This window comes from Kamptonema sp. UHCC 0994 (genome assembly GCF_029167235.1).
Lineage (GTDB): Bacteria > Cyanobacteriota > Cyanobacteriia > Cyanobacteriales > Microcoleaceae > Kamptonema.
This window is the reverse complement of the sequence record NZ_JARFTR010000100.1, coordinates 1-17,551: the sequence shown is the minus strand read 5'-3', so window position 1 is coordinate 17,551 and position 17,551 is coordinate 1. Positions and strand designations below refer to the sequence as shown.

Annotated in this window: 16 protein-coding genes; 3 read left to right on the top strand and 13 right to left on the bottom strand. The window is 42.7% G+C overall.

The window, feature by feature from the left end; translation table 11 throughout:
• Nucleotides 1–19: 19 nt before the first annotated feature.
• The 5 genes from PY364_RS09975 to PY364_RS09955 all read right to left on the bottom strand — a co-directional run bounded on the left by PY364_RS09975 (nt 20) and on the right by PY364_RS09955 (nt 3,399).
• Complete coding sequence (locus PY364_RS09975) at nt 20–235, bottom strand: NAD(P)H-quinone oxidoreductase subunit O (protein ID WP_275522198.1); 216 nt, start codon at nt 233–235, stop codon at nt 20–22.
• A 395-nt stretch (nt 236–630) separates the two neighbouring features.
• Nucleotides 631–945, bottom strand: a complete 315-nt coding sequence (locus PY364_RS09970; RefSeq protein WP_275522197.1) for a hypothetical protein — start codon at nt 943–945, stop codon at nt 631–633.
• 13 nt (nt 946–958) lie between these two features.
• On the bottom strand, nt 959–2,143 hold the full coding sequence (locus PY364_RS09965; RefSeq protein WP_275522196.1) for a hypothetical protein: 1,185 nt from the start codon (nt 2,141–2,143) through the stop codon (nt 959–961).
• A gap of 103 nt (nt 2,144–2,246) precedes the next feature.
• Nucleotides 2,247–2,990, bottom strand: a complete 744-nt coding sequence (locus PY364_RS09960; protein WP_275522195.1) for a hypothetical protein — start codon at nt 2,988–2,990, stop codon at nt 2,247–2,249.
• A 7-nt stretch (nt 2,991–2,997) separates the two neighbouring features.
• Entirely contained in the window at nt 2,998–3,399 is a 402-nt protein-coding gene (locus tag PY364_RS09955; protein WP_275522194.1) for a hypothetical protein, read from the bottom strand.
• A gap of 586 nt (nt 3,400–3,985) precedes the next feature.
• Between PY364_RS09955 and PY364_RS09950 the strand changes: the two genes are divergently transcribed.
• The 3 genes from PY364_RS09950 to PY364_RS09940 all read left to right on the top strand — a co-directional run bounded on the left by PY364_RS09950 (nt 3,986) and on the right by PY364_RS09940 (nt 5,571).
• The gene (locus PY364_RS09950; RefSeq protein WP_275522193.1) at nt 3,986–4,741 is read left to right on the top strand and encodes a hypothetical protein; all 756 of its coding nucleotides are present in this window, start codon (nt 3,986–3,988) and stop codon (nt 4,739–4,741) included.
• A gap of 39 nt (nt 4,742–4,780) precedes the next feature.
• Complete coding sequence (locus tag PY364_RS09945) at nt 4,781–4,984, top strand: hypothetical protein (RefSeq protein WP_275522192.1); 204 nt, start codon at nt 4,781–4,783, stop codon at nt 4,982–4,984.
• A gap of 263 nt (nt 4,985–5,247) precedes the next feature.
• Nucleotides 5,248–5,571, top strand: coding sequence for a hypothetical protein (locus PY364_RS09940; protein ID WP_275522191.1), 324 nt, complete (start codon nt 5,248–5,250; stop codon nt 5,569–5,571).
• A 382-nt stretch (nt 5,572–5,953) separates the two neighbouring features.
• On the opposite strand, the gene PY364_RS09935 is transcribed toward PY364_RS09940, so the two are convergent.
• The 8 genes from PY364_RS09935 to PY364_RS09900 form a co-directional block, all read right to left on the bottom strand.
• A complete protein-coding gene (locus tag PY364_RS09935) occupies nt 5,954–7,369 on the bottom strand; it encodes a tyrosine-type recombinase/integrase (protein ID WP_275522190.1) in 1,416 nt (471 codons plus the stop codon).
• A 334-nt stretch (nt 7,370–7,703) separates the two neighbouring features.
• Nucleotides 7,704–8,651 (bottom strand): DNA-formamidopyrimidine glycosylase, encoded by a 948-nt coding sequence (locus tag PY364_RS09930; protein ID WP_275522188.1) that lies wholly within the window; start codon nt 8,649–8,651, stop codon nt 7,704–7,706.
• Between the two features lie 3 nt (nt 8,652–8,654).
• Complete coding sequence (locus tag PY364_RS09925) at nt 8,655–9,029, bottom strand: photosystem I reaction center subunit IV (RefSeq protein ID WP_275522186.1); 375 nt, start codon at nt 9,027–9,029, stop codon at nt 8,655–8,657.
• Nucleotides 9,030–9,308: 279 nt separating this feature from the next.
• Nucleotides 9,309–11,921 (bottom strand): ATP-dependent chaperone ClpB, encoded by a 2,613-nt coding sequence (clpB, locus tag PY364_RS09920; protein ID WP_275522185.1) that lies wholly within the window; start codon nt 11,919–11,921, stop codon nt 9,309–9,311.
• Between the two features lie 399 nt (nt 11,922–12,320).
• Nucleotides 12,321–14,030: a HAMP domain-containing sensor histidine kinase gene (locus PY364_RS09915; protein WP_275522184.1), complete on the bottom strand. Its 1,710-nt coding sequence runs from the start codon at nt 14,028–14,030 to the stop codon at nt 12,321–12,323.
• 324 nt (nt 14,031–14,354) lie between these two features.
• The gene (locus tag PY364_RS09910) at nt 14,355–16,142 is read right to left on the bottom strand and encodes a hypothetical protein (protein ID WP_275522183.1); all 1,788 of its coding nucleotides are present in this window, start codon (nt 16,140–16,142) and stop codon (nt 14,355–14,357) included.
• A 114-nt stretch (nt 16,143–16,256) separates the two neighbouring features.
• Nucleotides 16,257–16,778, bottom strand: a complete 522-nt coding sequence (locus tag PY364_RS09905; RefSeq protein ID WP_275522182.1) for a hypothetical protein — start codon at nt 16,776–16,778, stop codon at nt 16,257–16,259.
• 100 nt (nt 16,779–16,878) lie between these two features.
• Nucleotides 16,879–17,451 (bottom strand): thermonuclease family protein, encoded by a 573-nt coding sequence (locus tag PY364_RS09900; RefSeq protein WP_275522181.1) that lies wholly within the window; start codon nt 17,449–17,451, stop codon nt 16,879–16,881.
• Nucleotides 17,452–17,551 lie beyond the last annotated feature (100 nt).

Sequence of the window (17,551 nt, the reverse complement as noted above, 5' to 3'; positions counted from 1 at the left end):
CTGCTATATGTCCAGGTATTTATTGAAAGTCTTCGATTTGGTCAACCCGCAGCCAAATATTGGGCGTTGGTACGTGACCAAATTTGACTAGGGCATAGTCACCTCGGACATCCATTACTTCGCCTTTTGTTTCAAATAGGTAGGAGGAAAAGCGCGTATCGCTAGCTTTGGCTTCTAAACTATTTTCCAATTTTTCCCTGATAGTGCGGACAATACTACCTTTTTTGAATGCCATAACTCTCTCACTCTGGTTTTTGTACGTAACATCAACACTTTTAGCCTCCCTGACAAACTTTTCTAGTAAGTTTCTCAGAAAACGTGCTTGAGACTGCTTATTTTCACCCAATTTAAGGTAAGCGAACTCATTTATTGAGTCATCCTAACCATTCAGTCATTCTAGTATTTTTCTTGTCTCAACCCGTCAACCCTATTTTCTGAAAAAACGTTTTCAGAAACGTTTTCAAAAACGTTTTTTCAGAAAATGCCTCGACCTAGCAAGACTAAGTGTCACCGCAACACTCTGTGCGATTTCCTACTTCCTCACCATGCAGAGTTCGCTTGCGTTCATGCAGGGTGAGAAAGTCAAAAAAAAAGCCCTAAAAGGGCGTTTTAAAATTCACATTCCCCGCTTCACTCTCCCCGCGCGCAAAATTCATCCTCAGCCTCAACCTGTAGCCTCACTTCTGCTGTCACCTCACCTAGCATCCCTTGATGCAGTAATCCGTTAATTACGGTTACATAAGTAAATACCAACTCTAGCTCCCTTATCACGCCGTAGCGATACCTATCCTCAGTCTCACCATTGTGTAGGTCTATCCACTCGCAATCAGCAACCTCTCCTAATCGTACATGGTTAACCACTGTCTCAAAAGCGGCGGCGTAACCAGCAAACGCCTCAAGCATCTCCCTGTGAGCGTCAATAAACTCTTGTGATGGCACGTACATTTTGTAATCCCCTTTATTGATTGATTTGTTGCCAGCTTAGTTTTTTCGCTGAGTTCATTTTTAAACCCCATCCTAACGACCGCATGGTGTCAGCAATTCCAGTGGCATTGGGGTTAGAGTCCAACTGTCCTACGCTAGCCGCGTGGCTAACAGCATCCTTAACTTTTTTAGCCGACACTTCAACATCCACCGTCCCGTCGCCATGTTTTTTATTAATAGCTTTAACGGCTCTTAACTCAACATCAATTAGCTGTTTAAGCAACTGTTGCAACGGTGATAACTCTGGCTTACCCCCATCGTCAAGCCATTGCCAGTAATCGCTTAAAGCCTGTAATCCTGACTCGATATCCCATAAATTAAGGACACAACCTGAGCATATAAGGTCAACTGAAATAGTCCAGCGAGTAGCAGTAAAACCAGCAGGTAGTGAGTTTTTACGTCCACGCCGTCTAATCTTGCTTCGGGTTTTGCTGTATGCAACAAGGTTTTCCTCTTTAAACCAGAACTCATTAAATTTGCTCCTAAATATTGGTAGGCTGAAAGCGTCTAGCGGCTGAGGGTAAAACGGTTTGCCAAGCTCTAATTGGTCAACATTTTTGAACCTAACAACCATGCAACGCCTAGCTAATTCCTCAAATTGAACGTCGCCTAAAAAGTTGTGAATGGTACTCACAACCTTTAATCCGAACACCTTAAAAGTGAGGTTAATTCCTCCCCCTGCGCTAACCATCACCGTGTCAGTTTGCCGGTCGTAACCGTTGAGGAAGTAAAGGTATAAATCCTCATCAGTCAGCGTTTTTGCTGTCACATTGTCGAATAGCAGCAAGGTGTTCTTTTCGCCGTCACACTCAATCCAGTTAGTCCAACGTGACTGATTGACGTGATTGCGTAGCGCTACCGCTGTTGTTGCAGCGCTTAAAACAGGCTGCTTGTGAATTGCACCCATTAACTGCATAGCTGTTGACTTACCGCTACCTTTACCCCCTAAAAAAAATAGAATGGGTACGACTTTCGCTAACGCGCTAGGCATTAAGGTGTAAGCGGTGATAATGGGTAGCTGAATGTCCTGATTAGGGATGATTAGAACTTCAGCAAATAGGGCTTGAAAGTTTTCGGCTAGGGATAGCTCATCGTTGTAAAAATCCTCTGTGTCATCATCACTATTCCTGAAAGCACTGTAATCTGGTAACTTTGTCATGTTTCCTGTGTCGTACCGGGAGGTATTTTCTGAAAAAAACGTTTTCAGAAACGTTTTCAGAAACGTTTTCAAAAACGTTTTTTTCAGAAAATAGAGAGAAAACTTACTTCATCAAGTAGCCAAGAAACTTAGTTGCTATTTCTAGTCGCTTGTAGTCGTCAGCGTTTAGAAAGGTTGCCGCAAGCGACAAGTCACCTAAATTGTTGCAGTCATCGCTAAACGGTGCAAGCATTTTTTTTGTAAACTCCCATCGTTCATTCAAGCGTTCAACCTCAGTCTGTCCCTTACTTCCACCCCATGATGAATTGCCACCTTTGCTGCTAGCCGAGTAAGAAGCGTCCTTGAGTGCAACAGCCTCTCGTTCCTCCAGATAGACAATCCCTTGTACCGTATCGGCAAACAACTCTTTGGATACCTTTTGACCGTTAGCCTTAATGCCTTCCAATAACACCCTTTCATCGTTTAGGCTAATGCCCAGATTGACTGTCCCTTTGTAGGTTTTATTGGGGTCTAATCCTAGGGACTCCACCGCTTTAACGACAACCGATTCATCCTTTGTTACTACTACGGGTACATCCTTCCATGTACCGTCAACCTGTTTGCGCTTAGTGTAATCTTTGCGGTGTACGCTGATAGCGATGAGCTGATTTTGAATCGCAAAAGCATCATTACCTTTCTGCTTAATGTCGCCAGCCCTAGAGCATAGCCCGTAGAAGGTAATAGCATCATCGGTGATTGTCACCTTAACTTCCTCGAACTCAAACCACGCGCTAGTTTTTGAGTAGTCGCTACAGTTTAGCTCAGCAAATTGTGAACCATTTTTAGGTGGATTGTACCAGAATGTCATGCTGTTTTTACCCTATTGGTAAGTTGTAATGTAAGTAATGCTCTAGTCCCTCTAGGTTAAGCGTTGTCTTACTGCTAGAGTCGATTCGTTGCGCGTTAGCGCCATTCTTGACTACGGCAACAATACGCCATAATTCAGGGTGAGTATACTGAAGGAACTTAAGTCTAGTCCTGAAATCATCGGTGAGAAAGCCTTTAGCTTCAATTAGCAATTGTAGTTTATCGTCATTACCAACAACTGCGAAGTCGCACTTCCAAAACATCGCGGGATATACGTATGTTTTGGGTTTAATCTCCACCTTGTACTGACACTTTATCCGTTCCGGGTCTACCAGCCGCCGTATCCTCATATAAACGTCAAACTCCCAGTGGGAAGCGAAGAAAATATCCTCAGACGAGGTCTTGGACAAGCTCACTGATTGTGTTTTCGGATTCCAATAAAATGGACGTGCATTGTACTTGTTCGTCATCATTAAGGGGGGTGTTTGGTATATTTTCCCGGCAAGCGTTGCGGCATTCATGCAGTATCAGTTCAACTGGAAAGTCCGCATCCAACAAGGGCTTAAAGACTCTGTACAGCTTATTTTGCACAAATTCCCGGTCATACTTAATGTAGCAGTCGATTAGCGCGCTATACTGGTTGCTACCCTTTAGCTTCACCCCTCGCCTCACGGCATACCCATTGGGATTAAACATCTTGGGATGCAATCCTTGATTGTATGGATTCGTCTTGATATCGCGCCAGCTATAAAGGGCTAATTCGGATTCATTCTTAGGTTTCGATTGATTCATTTCTTGTGAGTGATTCGATTGATTCAAGTATTACATCCCCCCCCCCTGTCAATTTTTATACATTTGTAGAATAATAGACTTTCCGATCGGTTGATAGCGAACTCATCAGAATATCTTATATTAAATGATTCTTCAGTAAATACCCCCTTGACAAAAAGGAATTTTAAAGTTTACACATTGTGAAGTCGTTAAAATTTGCGATACATGGCTCCAATTGTTCCTATTGCTGGTGGATTGATTATTAGAGGCACAGCAAGCCTGGTAGCTAGAGCTGCTGGCGCAGGTTTGGCTAGAGCTGCTGGCGCAGCCGCCGCTGGTAGGCTTGGCTCTATCACTGTCGGCACTGTAGGAGGAAACTTCCTCACTGATTGGCTTAAAAAATTTGCAGATTGGATTGGTGGAGTATTCACCCAGGAAGATGAAGCGGCAAAGCCGACACCCGTACATGAGGCTCAATTTGCTACCTTGGATATTCGCGCCGACCCGGTAGAAATTCAGGGGTTATTCGGAGTAAGTTACCCTCTTAATGTTGGGGTAATCAATACTAGGCAAAACACTCCAATTCCACCGCCAGCGAATCAGCCTCAAACTCAAACAAAAGTCGAAGTTGTAGGAGCCAAGGCTGTTGGTTTTTGGGCGGTACATATTGAAGTTACAGAATTTGACGAGAAGATTTTAAATAGTTGGAAACACCCATTACAGAGGCGCAATTTTGGCTTTATTACATTTTGTCGTGGTGGAGTTGCTATCCAAGATAGCCCGATTCATTATGCGAATCAAATCATTAGTATCCCAATTACTAGAGCATTAGCTGAGGGTTGCGGCGGTGCTGAAATCAGCTCTGTAGCTGTTGATTATGTTTGTGGTAATCTCGCTGAAGGTGTTAAAGCTACTATTTCCTTCCTCCCTATTTGGGATGTGTTTTCTTACGATTATGTGAAACAGGCTCAACCTCCATAGGGTGAGGTTCCAGAACCCTGCTGGAAGCGCAAAGACAAGATGAATGAAGAGGCTAGGGCGGTATGCCGACCAACATCTAATTCGCAACACGCTAACTGGGGCTGGGGATACCCCGTTTTCGACTGCACTAACCCCTACTCCCCAACTGAAGAGCCTCATCAGGTGGGGTGGGATTATGAGGCGCACTACGATGCTGACGACAATTATATCGACCCCGGCGGAACCTGTAGTGCGCCCCGATAGTGAACACATAAAAACCCAGAAGAATGACACTAATAAAAGACGCTCCTCAATGGCTAAAGTCATACGTGGCAAGCGAGTTTAAGGCAAGCTAGGCAAATCATCATTTCGCCTGAGCTATTAGGGCTTGTTAGTGGCTTACTTAATATCTCGGAGGATGTGGATTTACGTACCCGCGTAAGTAACCTATTACCGTCCCGGCTATCAGGGTTTATCTACTGGGAGGATATGGCGGCTGAGGTCAGCTTTTTTGGTGTAGTTGAGGAATGGTTAGCCTATTGGGAGTCGGAATGATGGCAACAAAACTGTACAGATACACCACAGACAAAAACAATGTATATACCGTAAGGCTTGATGAAGCGTTAGGCGGCAATCCTATCTTTGGCTTCACGCCTGCTGTTGACCCAATGCCTGACAGCCTACCTCGGAAAATGAAAATGCGTTGCATAGGCGCTCATCAGGTAGGCGGCGCTAAGTATCGTTATTACCCAGTCGGAAAAGCTACCGCCTCTGTTTTAACTATGCCCTTGCCTTTTATACATAAGGGTGTACAATGGACACTAAGGCGATTCAAGCCTGAGTATTCCTAGCACCACGTCTCCTGATGCGACAGGTAAGCCTGTAGTCTTTGCGACGCAAGTATTCTAAGGCTTGCGAATCGGTTGTTAAGGCATTTTCTGAAAAAACGTTTTCAGAAACGTTTTCAGAAACGTTTTTAAAAACGTTTTTCCAGAAAATAGAGAGGAAAGCACTAAACAAGGGGGTACTCAAGAATGGCAATGAAGAAGTTTAACGCTGGTACACAGCAAGAGGCTGACTTTAAGCTACGCGCTACCCCCTACACCCACCTTAAATCGCATTTAAACGGCACATCACCTTTGCTAGCTCAGCCATAAATCAACCCACTAAAAAAGGCTCCTAAAACTTAGTTAGGATGCCTCTTTGTTTGTTTGTCTGGGTAGCTACATTATATCACAGGTTGATAGGTTCTGCCGACTTGTCAAAGCCTAAGTAGTGCCTGTAAATAACCTCGATACTGTTGCCGCAGATAGCGGCTAGTAATGGTATATTAACGCCTAGCTGTGCCTGTAAAGTGATGAATGTATGGCGTGTACTGTAAGGCTTTAAGTATTGCCCTATCAACCCTTGTTCAGCCAATCTTGCTGTGATGCCGGGGTAAAAATATCGTACATCTTCCCCCCGCTTATTAACAACCTTCCTCTCTCTTCCCCTCCAAACGCCATCGATATCACCACTCCCATAGGCGTTACCATTGGCTAACGCAAACACTAAATCATTCTTGCCAGTCTTGCTTGAATTAGCTTGAATGCGTAACAGTAATTCGGTAAGTTTAGGGTACAGCTTAAACATTCTGATAGTACCCGTTTTTGTTTGTTGGGTAGTACCAGCCTCTTTATTAAAGCTCTTGCTAAACCTAATGTAGCCACGCTCAAAATTTACATCTTTCCACCTTAAACCGAAGGCTTCCCCATGCCGACAACCCGTTAGGAATAGGAACTCAATTAGTGTAGCTGCATGACGCTCTGACGCTTTATCGCTTTCGTAGAAAGTCTTGGTAATTGTGTTCCTTTCTGTTAGTGTAAATGCCCTTACGTCCTTCAATTCTTCATCGTTTGCTACATCCTCAAAATACCACCAATCGCGCCATATACCGTCTTCATCTTGGCGCGGTGCGTACATTTGATTGTTGTTTACCTCACTTTTAATCATCTCAAACGGGTTTTTTGTAGGTGGTATTTTACCTAAGTTAACCGCCCGGTCGTAAGCTTCACGTAACGCTGACAAGGCCTTTTTGGCTGAGTTAACAGCCATAATCTTACTTAGACTCGCTTGCGCCTTTTCCCCTATTGTAGCATCCATTGGCAAGCTATAAATGCCTAACCCGGTATCGGTAAACTTTCGTGTTTTATTATCCCACTTTAGCCCCTTAATAGCGTTGGCAAAAGCAGCTAGGAAATGCCTCTTAAATGTAGTAGGTTGTACCTGACCTTCCTTCCAAAGTAGGTAATCCTCCCATAGTTCACCTACGGTCATCGCTACTTTTTGGTTAGGCATTTGTATTAGCTCACCCATCTTCTGAGCGAACTTAGCGTCACCTATGCCGTACTTAGCAAAGGTAGGGTCAAACAACTTAACCCAGTCGCTATGCTCTAAGTCCGCCTCAATCTGTAGGGCTATCTGTTGAGCCTTCTTCCAGCCCTTCTCATCGTCAGCTATCCCTAACCCCATGCACTTCTGCTTACCCTTGAACCCGGTTAGCTGTTCAAATATGGCATTGTACTTAGTGCTAAACCGTAGGGCTAAGGAACCCTTGTCGGCGTATACCCTCACGTTGATTTTAGGTTGAGCCTGCTTTGCCTGAGTCATTGATTTTACGTCCTTTCAGCGTTCTAGTAAGTTTCTAGGAATCGAGCTCGATTTCAAAGCTTATAGTAGAGGTTGTTAGCCTGAATGCTTTGATTCATCGATTGATTTTAATGATAGCATATTTTTAGGCACATAACTCTCTCACTCTGGTTTACAAATATTATGACAAATTATAGTGGTTTTCAGTTACATGAGATACAGCAGGGTAATTGGGAATTGCTAATTGCTAATTGCTAATTGCTAATTGGGGAGAAATTCTCTCCCAGTCTCCCCTCTCCCTCTTCCTTCTTCCTTCTTCCTTCTTCCTTCTTCCTTCTTCCTTCTTCCTTCTTCCTTACTGCTGACACTGAGGGCAAAAATGACTCGATCGCCCCGCTAACTTTAGTCGCTCAATCGGAGTACCGCAAACGCGGCAAGGTTGACCTGCGCGATTGTACACCCAAGCAATGCCCCCGTAGTTGCCGTTAACGCCGTTAACGTTGAGAAAATTGCTAAAAGTTGTACCACCAGCATTAAGGGCGTTTTCCAAGACTTGAATGATGGCGGAGTGCAGGCGTTGAATTTGTTCGTTTGTCAAATCTGAACAAGAGGTTTGCGATCGCACTCCCGACAAAAATAAAGCTTCATCCGCGTAAATATTCCCCAAACCCGCAATCAGTGCTTGATCTAGCAGAGCCGTTTTTACCGATCGCGATCGGCGGTGCAGTTTTGCCGCTAAATATTCTACTGTAAACTCTTCTGAAAAGGGTTCTGGCCCTAGTTTTTTCAGGCCTGTCATCACACTGGACACCTCAGTTGTCGGCGGAACCCACCACATCTGACCAAATGTCCGCTGATCTACAAAACGTAATTCTCGCCCCTCAGCAAAAAATAACCGCACTCTCGTGTGTTTCTGCAAAGGATCGTCTCGGTGTACCCACAGCAGTTGACCAGTCATCCGCAGATGAACTCCTAACCAAGATGGGTAATTGGTAATTGGTAATTGGTAATTGGTAATGGGTAATTGGTAATTGGTAATTGGTAATTTCTCCCCTATCTCCCCCATCTCCCCCATCTCCCCCATCTCCCCCTCTCCTCCGCTCCCCAACTCAGCCAGGAGATATTTACCGCGTCTGTGCCAGCGAGCGATCGCCTTACCTTGCAACCCGGCTAAAAAATCCTTAGCAAAAAATGGGCTGGCGATCGTGTTCTCTAGCAACACATCGCCACCCAATATTTCTAAACCGAGGGTCAGTTGATTTAGACCCCGGCAAATGGTTTCAACTTCAGGCAGTTCTGGCACAACTTAACGCTGTTCAGTTCCTTGGTTGGGTGCGCCTTCGACACTACCTGGAACTTCGGCTCCTGGAGCGCTTTTATCTGTAGTTTTTGGCTGCTGGGGTGCGCCACCACTCCCTGTCTTGCGAGTACCTGCTTCGATGGTGGTTTGCTTGCCGCCGGAAGCTGCTGTCGATTTTCCTTTAGCCTTGGGCCCTGCAACTTCGACTACTTCGGCTGTCGCGAAGTTGTTGGTATTGACACCGGCATAATTAACGCTATTAAAGCGAACGATAACGGGGTATTTAATGCCACTTTGGTCTATGGAGGCAACGGTGCCTAATTCCTGAAACCAGTAGGACTCTTTGCGGAGAATGCGAACTTGAGAACCACGTTGAACCATGAGCTTTTTTTCCTTATGTAACGAATAAACGGATAAAGCTATTTGTTTTTCATTTTAGGATTGCACGGTTCACTTTCAAACCGACGCTGCGGCGTTTGTATATATAAGTTTACATTTGAGCGTCATCACTGCTGACTGGGTACGATGCCTACCGCTGGCTTCGCCTACACGACTTGTCAGCAGACCCGAAGCAGACTCAGCTTCTATAACTCAATATTTGACCCATTTTTAGTATCAGAAAGCGATCGCCCTCCCGAAAAAAGAGCGATCGCCATCAAATTACTTAGTTGCCAACAACTCGACAGCCAACCGCTTAAAGGCTAACCTTTCATTCTCAATATCGACAAAAATCGTATCACCATTGCTGAAATCTCCGCGCAAAATGCTCTTAGCAATTTGCGTTTCCAACTCGCGCTGAATTGCTCGTTTTAAAGGACGCGCACCATAAACAGGATCGTACCCCACTTCTGCCAAGAAATCAAGAGCAGAATCAGACAATTTGATCGACATCTTGCGATCGGCTAACCGCTTGTCTAAACGACCAATTTGCAACTTCACAATCTGCCGCAATTCCTGCTTACTCAATCCCTGAAAAATGATCGTCTCATCAATCCGGTTGAGAAATTCTGGGCGGAAAGTACCGCGCATCGCCTCCATCACCCGACTACGCATTTCTTCATCATCTCCGGCCACATCTAAAATGTATTGAGAGCCGACATTTGATGTCATAATAATCACAGAATTCTTAAAATCTACCGTGTGACCTTGCGCGTCAGTAACCCTGCCATCATCCAGAATTTGCAACATGATATTAAACACATCCGGGTGAGCTTTTTCGATTTCATCGAATAGGATCACCGCATAAGGACGGCGGCGAATTGCCTCAGTTAATTGTCCACCTTCATCATAGCCAACATAGCCCGGAGGCGCACCAATCAACCGAGAAACCGCGTGTTTCTCCATGTACTCAGACATATCAATTCGCACCATTGCGTCTTCGGTATCGAACAGATAAGCGGCTAAAGCTTTTGCTAATTCTGTCTTACCAACACCCGTCGGGCCGAGGAAAATAAAACTAGCTACAGGACGATTTGGATCGGCCAAACCGGCACGCGATCGCTGAATTGCATCTGCAACAGCAGTCACCGCTTCATCTTGTCCAATTACCCGTTTGTGCAGTTCATCTTCCAAGTGCAAAAGCTTCTGCATTTCCGACTCTACTAACTTACTAATCGGAATTCCCGTCCACTTAGAAATAATCTCCGCAATATCAGATTCCGTGACTTCTTCCCGCAGCAAAGTTTGACCTGTAGTTTGAGTCGCTGTCAGTTTAGTTTCCGCCTCTTCTAATTGCTTTTGCAACTCAGTTAAAGTGCCATATTTCAACTCAGCAGCACGGTTAAGGTCATATTCTCGTTCTGCTTGCAGAATTTCAATATTAACCTTATCAATCTGTTCTTTGATCTTCTGAATATTGCCAATCACACCTTTTTCAGCTTGCCATTGTCCATTCAGCGCACCTTGTTGTTCTTTGAGATTAGACAGGTCTTTTTCTAACCTTTCTAAACGTTCGATAGAAGCGGGAGCACTTTCTTTTTGCAGCGATAGCCTCTCCATTTCTAACTGCAAAATTTTACGGTCGATTTCATCTAGTTCTTCCGGCTTAGAAGTAATCTCCATTTTCAATTTAGCGGCGGCTTCATCCACTAAATCAATAGCTTTATCTGGCAGAAAACGATCGCTAATATATCGAGTAGATAAAGTCGCCGCCGCAACTAAAGCACTGTCAGAAATTTTAACCCCATGATGTACTTCATAACGCTCCTTCAAACCCCGCAGAATCGAGATAGTATCTTCTACTGTAGGTTGGTCAATATAGACTTGTTGAAAACGGCGTTCTAAAGCAGCATCTTTTTCAATATACTTGCGGTATTCATCAAGCGTAGTTGCACCGATACAGCGCAATTCACCCCTCGCTAACATGGGTTTAAGCAAGTTACCAGCATCCATCGCGCCTTGCGTCGCACCCGCACCGACAACGGTATGAATTTCATCAATAAATAGAATGATTAAACCCTTTGAGTCGGTGACTTCTTTGAGTACAGCTTTTAGGCGTTCTTCAAATTCTCCTCTGAATTTTGCACCAGCAATTAAAGCTCCCATATCTAAGGCAATTAATCGCCGATCTTTCAGAGATTGAGGCACATCTCCGGCTATAATTCGCTGAGCCAAGCCTTCTGCGATCGCAGTTTTACCTACGCCTGGTTCGCCAATCAAAACGGGATTATTTTTCGTGCGGCGGCTCAAAATCTGAATCGTGCGACGAATCTCATCATCTCTGCCAATCACCGGATCGAGTTTCCCTTCCCGCGCAAATTCAGTTAAGTCTCTGCCATACTTTTCCAGTGATTCATATTTAACTTCTGGATTTTGATCGCTCACTTTTTGGTTCCCCCGAACTTGGGCAATTATTTTTTTTAGCTTGGCTTCATCTAGTTTAAATTCTTGAAATAAACCTTTGCCAAAGCGGTCATCTTGAGTATAAGCTAGCACCAAATGCTCAATCGAAATGAATTCATCTTTGTACTCTTTTCGATGAGATTCAGCATGGTCTAGTAAGGTGTCTAAGCTGCGACCAAGATAGACAGAAGCACCAGTTCCCGATATTTTAGGCTGGCGGTTAATGAATTCTTCAGTACGATCTTGTAGCTGGCGCACGTTAATACCAGCTTTAGTGAAGAGGCTGTTAGCTAATCCGTCTTGTTCCAGCAAAGCTTTCATTAAATGTTCGCTTTCAAGCTGCTGTTGTTGGCTTTGCTTAACGATCTCTGGGGTACGCGCGATCGCTTCCCAGGCTTTTTCTGTAAATTGGTTTGGGTTATTCGGCTGCATAAATTTTAATTTTCTAAAGTGAACGCGCTCTATAATGTAGAGGCAAGTGATTGATTGCCAGTACAATTGTCATTGTAAGGAGTTAAGCGCAGGCGATCGGATCGGTATTCCCTATCTTTAGATAGGTATTTCCGTCCTTGGTCGCAATTCCTCTCAGACCCAAGGTAAACTGTCGCGCCTAAAAGTTGCAATCGGCGTTAAAGCTGCTAATTACTGTTTGATGAATTACCAAGTTAAGTTTAAGCCGAAAGCGAGCAAAGATTTAGAATCTTTGCCATTAGTAGAGGTTAAGAAAATGTTAGGATTACAGAGGGTTTATGAGATTAATACTTTTATTTTAGTCCGCGTAGGCGGACTTTGTTTGTGTAGCCGCGATTTCAAGAGACTGGATATTTTTTCTCACATACTCACCCGTTCCGGGAGCCGAACGGTAAAAGTCGAACCGCGTTCTACCTCACTTTCCACTGCGATCTCACCGCCTAAAATTTGGCACAAACGCTGACTAATTGTCAGTCCCAAACCAGTCCCGCCGTACTTGCGCGTAGTCGATGCGTCTGCTTGAGTGAAAGGTTTAAAAATATGTTGTAATTGTTCCTCAGTCATCCCAATCCCAGTATCGCTCACGCGAAAAATTAAGACTTGAGGGTTAGAGTTTAAACCTTGAGCATAATCCTGTTTATATTTCTTATTTTTACTCTTAAATTTATCATTTTTAACTCTTTCAATGCTAATAGTAATCACACCTTTCTCTGTGAATTTAGCCGCGTTACTGAGCAAATTAAGGAGTATTTGCCGCACTTTCGGCTGGTCAGCATACATACTACCAACATCACCGTTAATTTGCATTGCCAAAATATTGCCTTTTTTCTCTACTAGCGGTTGGGCCGTACTCACAACTTCTTCAATCATGCTAGCAATATCAAAATTTTCTAAATAAAGGGTGACATGACCTGCTTCTATCTTAGAAATATCAAGAATATCACTAATCATATCAAGTAAATGTTTGCCCGCAGTTTGAATTCTTTCTAAATCGGGTAGAAAATCTTCATAACCAGCATCTTGAGCATCTTCTTGCAGCATTTCACTGTAGTTAATGATCGCATTTAACGGCGTGCGAAGTTCGTGACTCATATTAGCCAAAAATGCACTTTTAGAGCGGTTAGCTGCTTCGGCAGCAATTTTGGCTTCTTGCAATTCTTCTGTGTACTCCCCTACGCGCAGAATTAATTCGTTGAGAGAAGTCGCTAACTGTCCGACTTCATCAGAAGTAGTGATGGGTACTTGCAACTCAAAATTTGATTCTTCACTCACCTGCTGAGCTATTTTTGTCGTAGCTTCTAAGGGGCGAGCAATTGCTTTGCTAGTATAGGCGGCTAACATCGCCGCGATCGCAGCAGATAGCGCTAGACTACTAATTAGAATTATCGTTCCCAGCGTCTCTGCGTTCTCATAAGATTTCAATGCCCAATCTGCCTTGGCGCGAAAGCTCTTCGCAAGTTTAGCTGATTGCTGCGAGAAGTCATCCAGTTTTAAAGCAACTTCGCTGTTAGTCAAATCATTCAAATTCTGTTGAGCCATTTGCAATTCTTTTGGCTTCAAATTAGATGATTTTATCTTTGGTAATAGACTTTCTACCTGCTGAGAATAAACTTTAATTGTCTGTAGATAAGTATCTGTCAAATCCTTAAATTGCTTGTAATCTTTTTGAATCTTTGGATCTGAAGGATCTGGTAAAGACTGGACTTGTTCGAGCAGTTGGGCCATCTCAGCAACGCGAGACAGGAAGTGAGAGCTTTCCTGCGCGAAAAGTGGAGGCTTTGCCAGCAAGCTAGGTAGCTGTTTTTGATACAGCCTTACCTCCCAGATGGTACTATTGAGACTGGTTAAGATTTCTGCTTTTTCTCTGTCAGTCGCTAATTGTTCCCTAACTTGCTCTTCGTAATATCCTTCAATACCCCTTCCCGTCAAAGTACCGATAATGGCAATACCAATGACTAGGGCATACCCGCAGCTAATTTTTTGTCTGATACCTAAGCGGTTGAACAGACTGTTTAACCCATTTTGAGCAGGGTTTTGGAGTGGGTTTTGCGAGTTTGAGGTTAAAGGCATCGGCACGGTACTCATCAACCAGAAAGGCAATATAGAACTAGGAGCTAGGAGCTAGGGGCTAGGGGCTACAATGCTCAGGGAAGAAGGGAATAGAATAAGGGAGCTTCAGCAATGAGCGAGTGTCTTAAACTACAAAAGCGGTTGCTATGTATATTGTAAATGATGACAGCGTAACGGTAAAGATAATCTATAATTAAACCCCTACTGTGCACAGCTATGGGGTCTTTGCAAAGTTCCAGTTCCTGCTCTGCTTGACTGCTTGCAATTCTACCATCTTTAACTTAATATTTTTCCTAATAGTTCTAATTTTTCCTGCATAGCTGGTTAGTGAATGCGGAGTGGCTTGTTTGAGTTTTCATCTTTTAGTTGTGCAGAGTTATCCGTTAAAAAATCAATAGCTTTTTTGAAATAAATCTTGCTTTCTGCGCTGAAAATTGTACTGTTTAAGTCTGCTTGATTTAGTTTCTCCTGTATTTTAAAACGATAGTCGTCGTCATGTATTAGCTTTAATATCAAATAAATGTACTCTTCTGAAGTTTGAGCGATTAACTCTGATAAACCAACTGTTCGCAGCATTTGAGAACCAATGCGGCTGTACCATTTGTCTCCCTCAAAGGTGACAGTAGGTTGTCTCAAGTACAAGCTATCAGCAACAGTATTGCAGCCGCCAAAATGACAGGCTTCAATACAAATATCTCCCTCTTCCATCATGGACATATATTCATCATAGGGTTTAGCTGGAATCAGTTCGACACAATCTTTACCCAAGATGGATTGTAAATCTGTAGCGAAGGGGAGAAAATCATTTTTTCTGGTCAATGCACCCCCAGAAAAAAATCTAAAAACAATCTTTTTTTGAGACTGTGCTGCTATTTCTTTTAAATAACACACTAACTTGTAATTGACTTTTTGGGCGTACCAAGGACTATTGATTATCAATTCTGAGCGAGTTTTCTTAATGTTTTTAATTTGATAATTAGGTCTATTATGAATAGCTCCAAATCCTGGTAATAGCACCAATCTTTCTGAATAGTTTGCTTCTGCACCTTCGGGAATTTCTACATCGGCTCCGCTGATATAATAATCTATTTCCGATCCGAAGGTGCTAACAGAATGACCGAGACCACAAATCTGAATTGGAGCTATTCTTAAATTAGATAAAAAAATACTTTCTACAGTCATACCGATATCGGGATAGAAAACTGCGGCAAAATCGTTTTCTTTGATAGCATCTATATTTAAGTAACCGTCTTTAGCATAGACATATCTAATTTCTTTGAAGAATCCAATATCAATATTATTTCTAATCTCGCCCAGATGGACTAAAGTTAATTCATACTCATCCTTTAAAGACTCAATAAACTCAGAGAGAATGCGATAAACTGAATGCTGAGAAAACCAGAGAGAAGTGATTACAGCTATTTTTTTAGGTTTGGGATTATTGTTAATTTGTGCAGTGGTAGCGAAAGGGCTATTTTTAATAGATTGGTTGATTCTATTTTTGATTTCACGGTCGCGATTGCCATCTATATAACTGGCTCCAAAGTAAATATCATCTATGTTATAAAAATCACTTAGTTTGTCATCTATATATGTGATGTGTTCCCTAAGATTTTGGTAAGCTTCCTTGTTAATAACCGCAGAGCGGTAACTCTCACAAAAGCAAGAATACCAAAGACAAGCTAATTGAGGATTAGCATTAAAAAGCGCTTTTTTATCAAATTTGATAGTATTTCGAGCTGAATATAAGCTTAGTAATTTAGCAAAATTTCGGGGTTGATCGTTTAAAATTTGTAGGTACGCATCTGTTGTTTTAAAGCTAGAAATTGCCACTAAGTTAGAAATCGTGAGATTATGTTTAATAAATAAATTTACATGGCGATCGCTGAGAATATATTCAGGTTGAGTAAATAAATACAAAAAGTTTTTGACAAAAACATTAATAAAATATCGCAAACTAATATCTAAACTATAATAAGTTTTATTCTGAAAATGTTCCAGAACTTGCAGGAATATTTCTGATAGCTGGTCATACTCTTGATTCCGATATAGTTCCAGCAGCTCTCTAGGATTAATCTGGGGATTATTTATAATTTCAGAACGATCGATCATTATTATTTTCCAACTAAGTAGAAGCAAAAATGAAGAAGGAAGAAGGAAAAATGATTTATTTATCGACTACTTTTTTCACCCCCCTAAGTAAAGGGGGGCTAGTAATCCCTGGCTTTATTGACACATTTGAAATTGTGCCAATTCATCAGGAAGCTTAGAAGCATTAGGTACATTAGCACTTCTAGGAGCAAAAATTCCCATCCCAAAGTTACAACCTTTAGCAGTAGTGCATTCCCCCGGTTTTGCCCCAATTTGATATTCGCTTTCTGATGGGGGAGTAAAAGTGATAACCGGGAGACTATCCACATTTTCACTGGTAGCGACTACCTCGCCGCTTAGATCCTTGAGAGCCAGGTTTAAATCCTTGCAATTTTCATCGCAAGCGGCTACAAAAATATACTCAATATTAGGATAGAGCGTTGCTCTGAAAGGCGTTTCAACTTGCTTGCGAACCTTTCCTAAAAGCGGTAAAAACACGAGCTTATTGCCCTTTCCTTTCTGCTGAGCAACCTCATTTTTTAGCCGGCATACGACGGTCTTTTGCTCATTAGTTAGTTGTTGAGCAACAGCAGTTCCTACGACCGCTGCACCGAGTAGAATAGCTATTCCTGAAAGAACTAGATGTTTGATTTTCATTGATGTTCCTTTAATTGCATCGAGTTACCAGGAGCGTACCACATCTTTTGACTGCTATTGCTCTGTTGAGAGAAACTTTTTTTCACATCTAGTATTTTAATCATTTGCTGTTGCGCCGAAACTCCCAGGCGGGTACAAACTTGGTATCTCCCCAAAGGCCGCGTCGGCTTTTCTTAGCTTCGGCTTCGGCTTTTTGAACAATATCTGCACTAGGACAGTTTTTCAGATAGGGACGGTAAACCATTGCTAGTCCTTCGCGTAGTAAAACTTCCTGAGTAAAAGTGCCGTCAGGTAATCGAACTTCGCTTACTTTGCGCCCGTAGCGGTCAGTATCGGTTACAGTTAAAACAACGCGATCGCCTCCCTTTTTGATTAGCTGTTCCATTCTTTGCTGTGCTTTTAATCCCCACATAAATTGATTTTTATCGATAGCTTTTGTACTCTGTTTTTCTTTTTGGGAATGAGGAATTTCTGGTGCGTCTAAGCAGGCAAAGCGTACTGTTATATTTTTATTTTGGGCATCTATTACGGTAATAGTATCGCCGTCACTGACTCGCTTTACGGGATAGTTGTTTGTGTCTACAGTTTGTTTGCAGCCAATTAATAGGAGAATTAGAGTAAGTAGACTTAAGCCTCCGAGCGCTGGGCGATTTACGATTTTAATGTTGCTCATTTTTAGTGTTATTTTTCCTGCTTGTTAATCTGTGGTGATGATATCTATCACTTGTTCAATATTACTCCGTAACGCCGCCTTCTAGGCGGTTAAGATACCG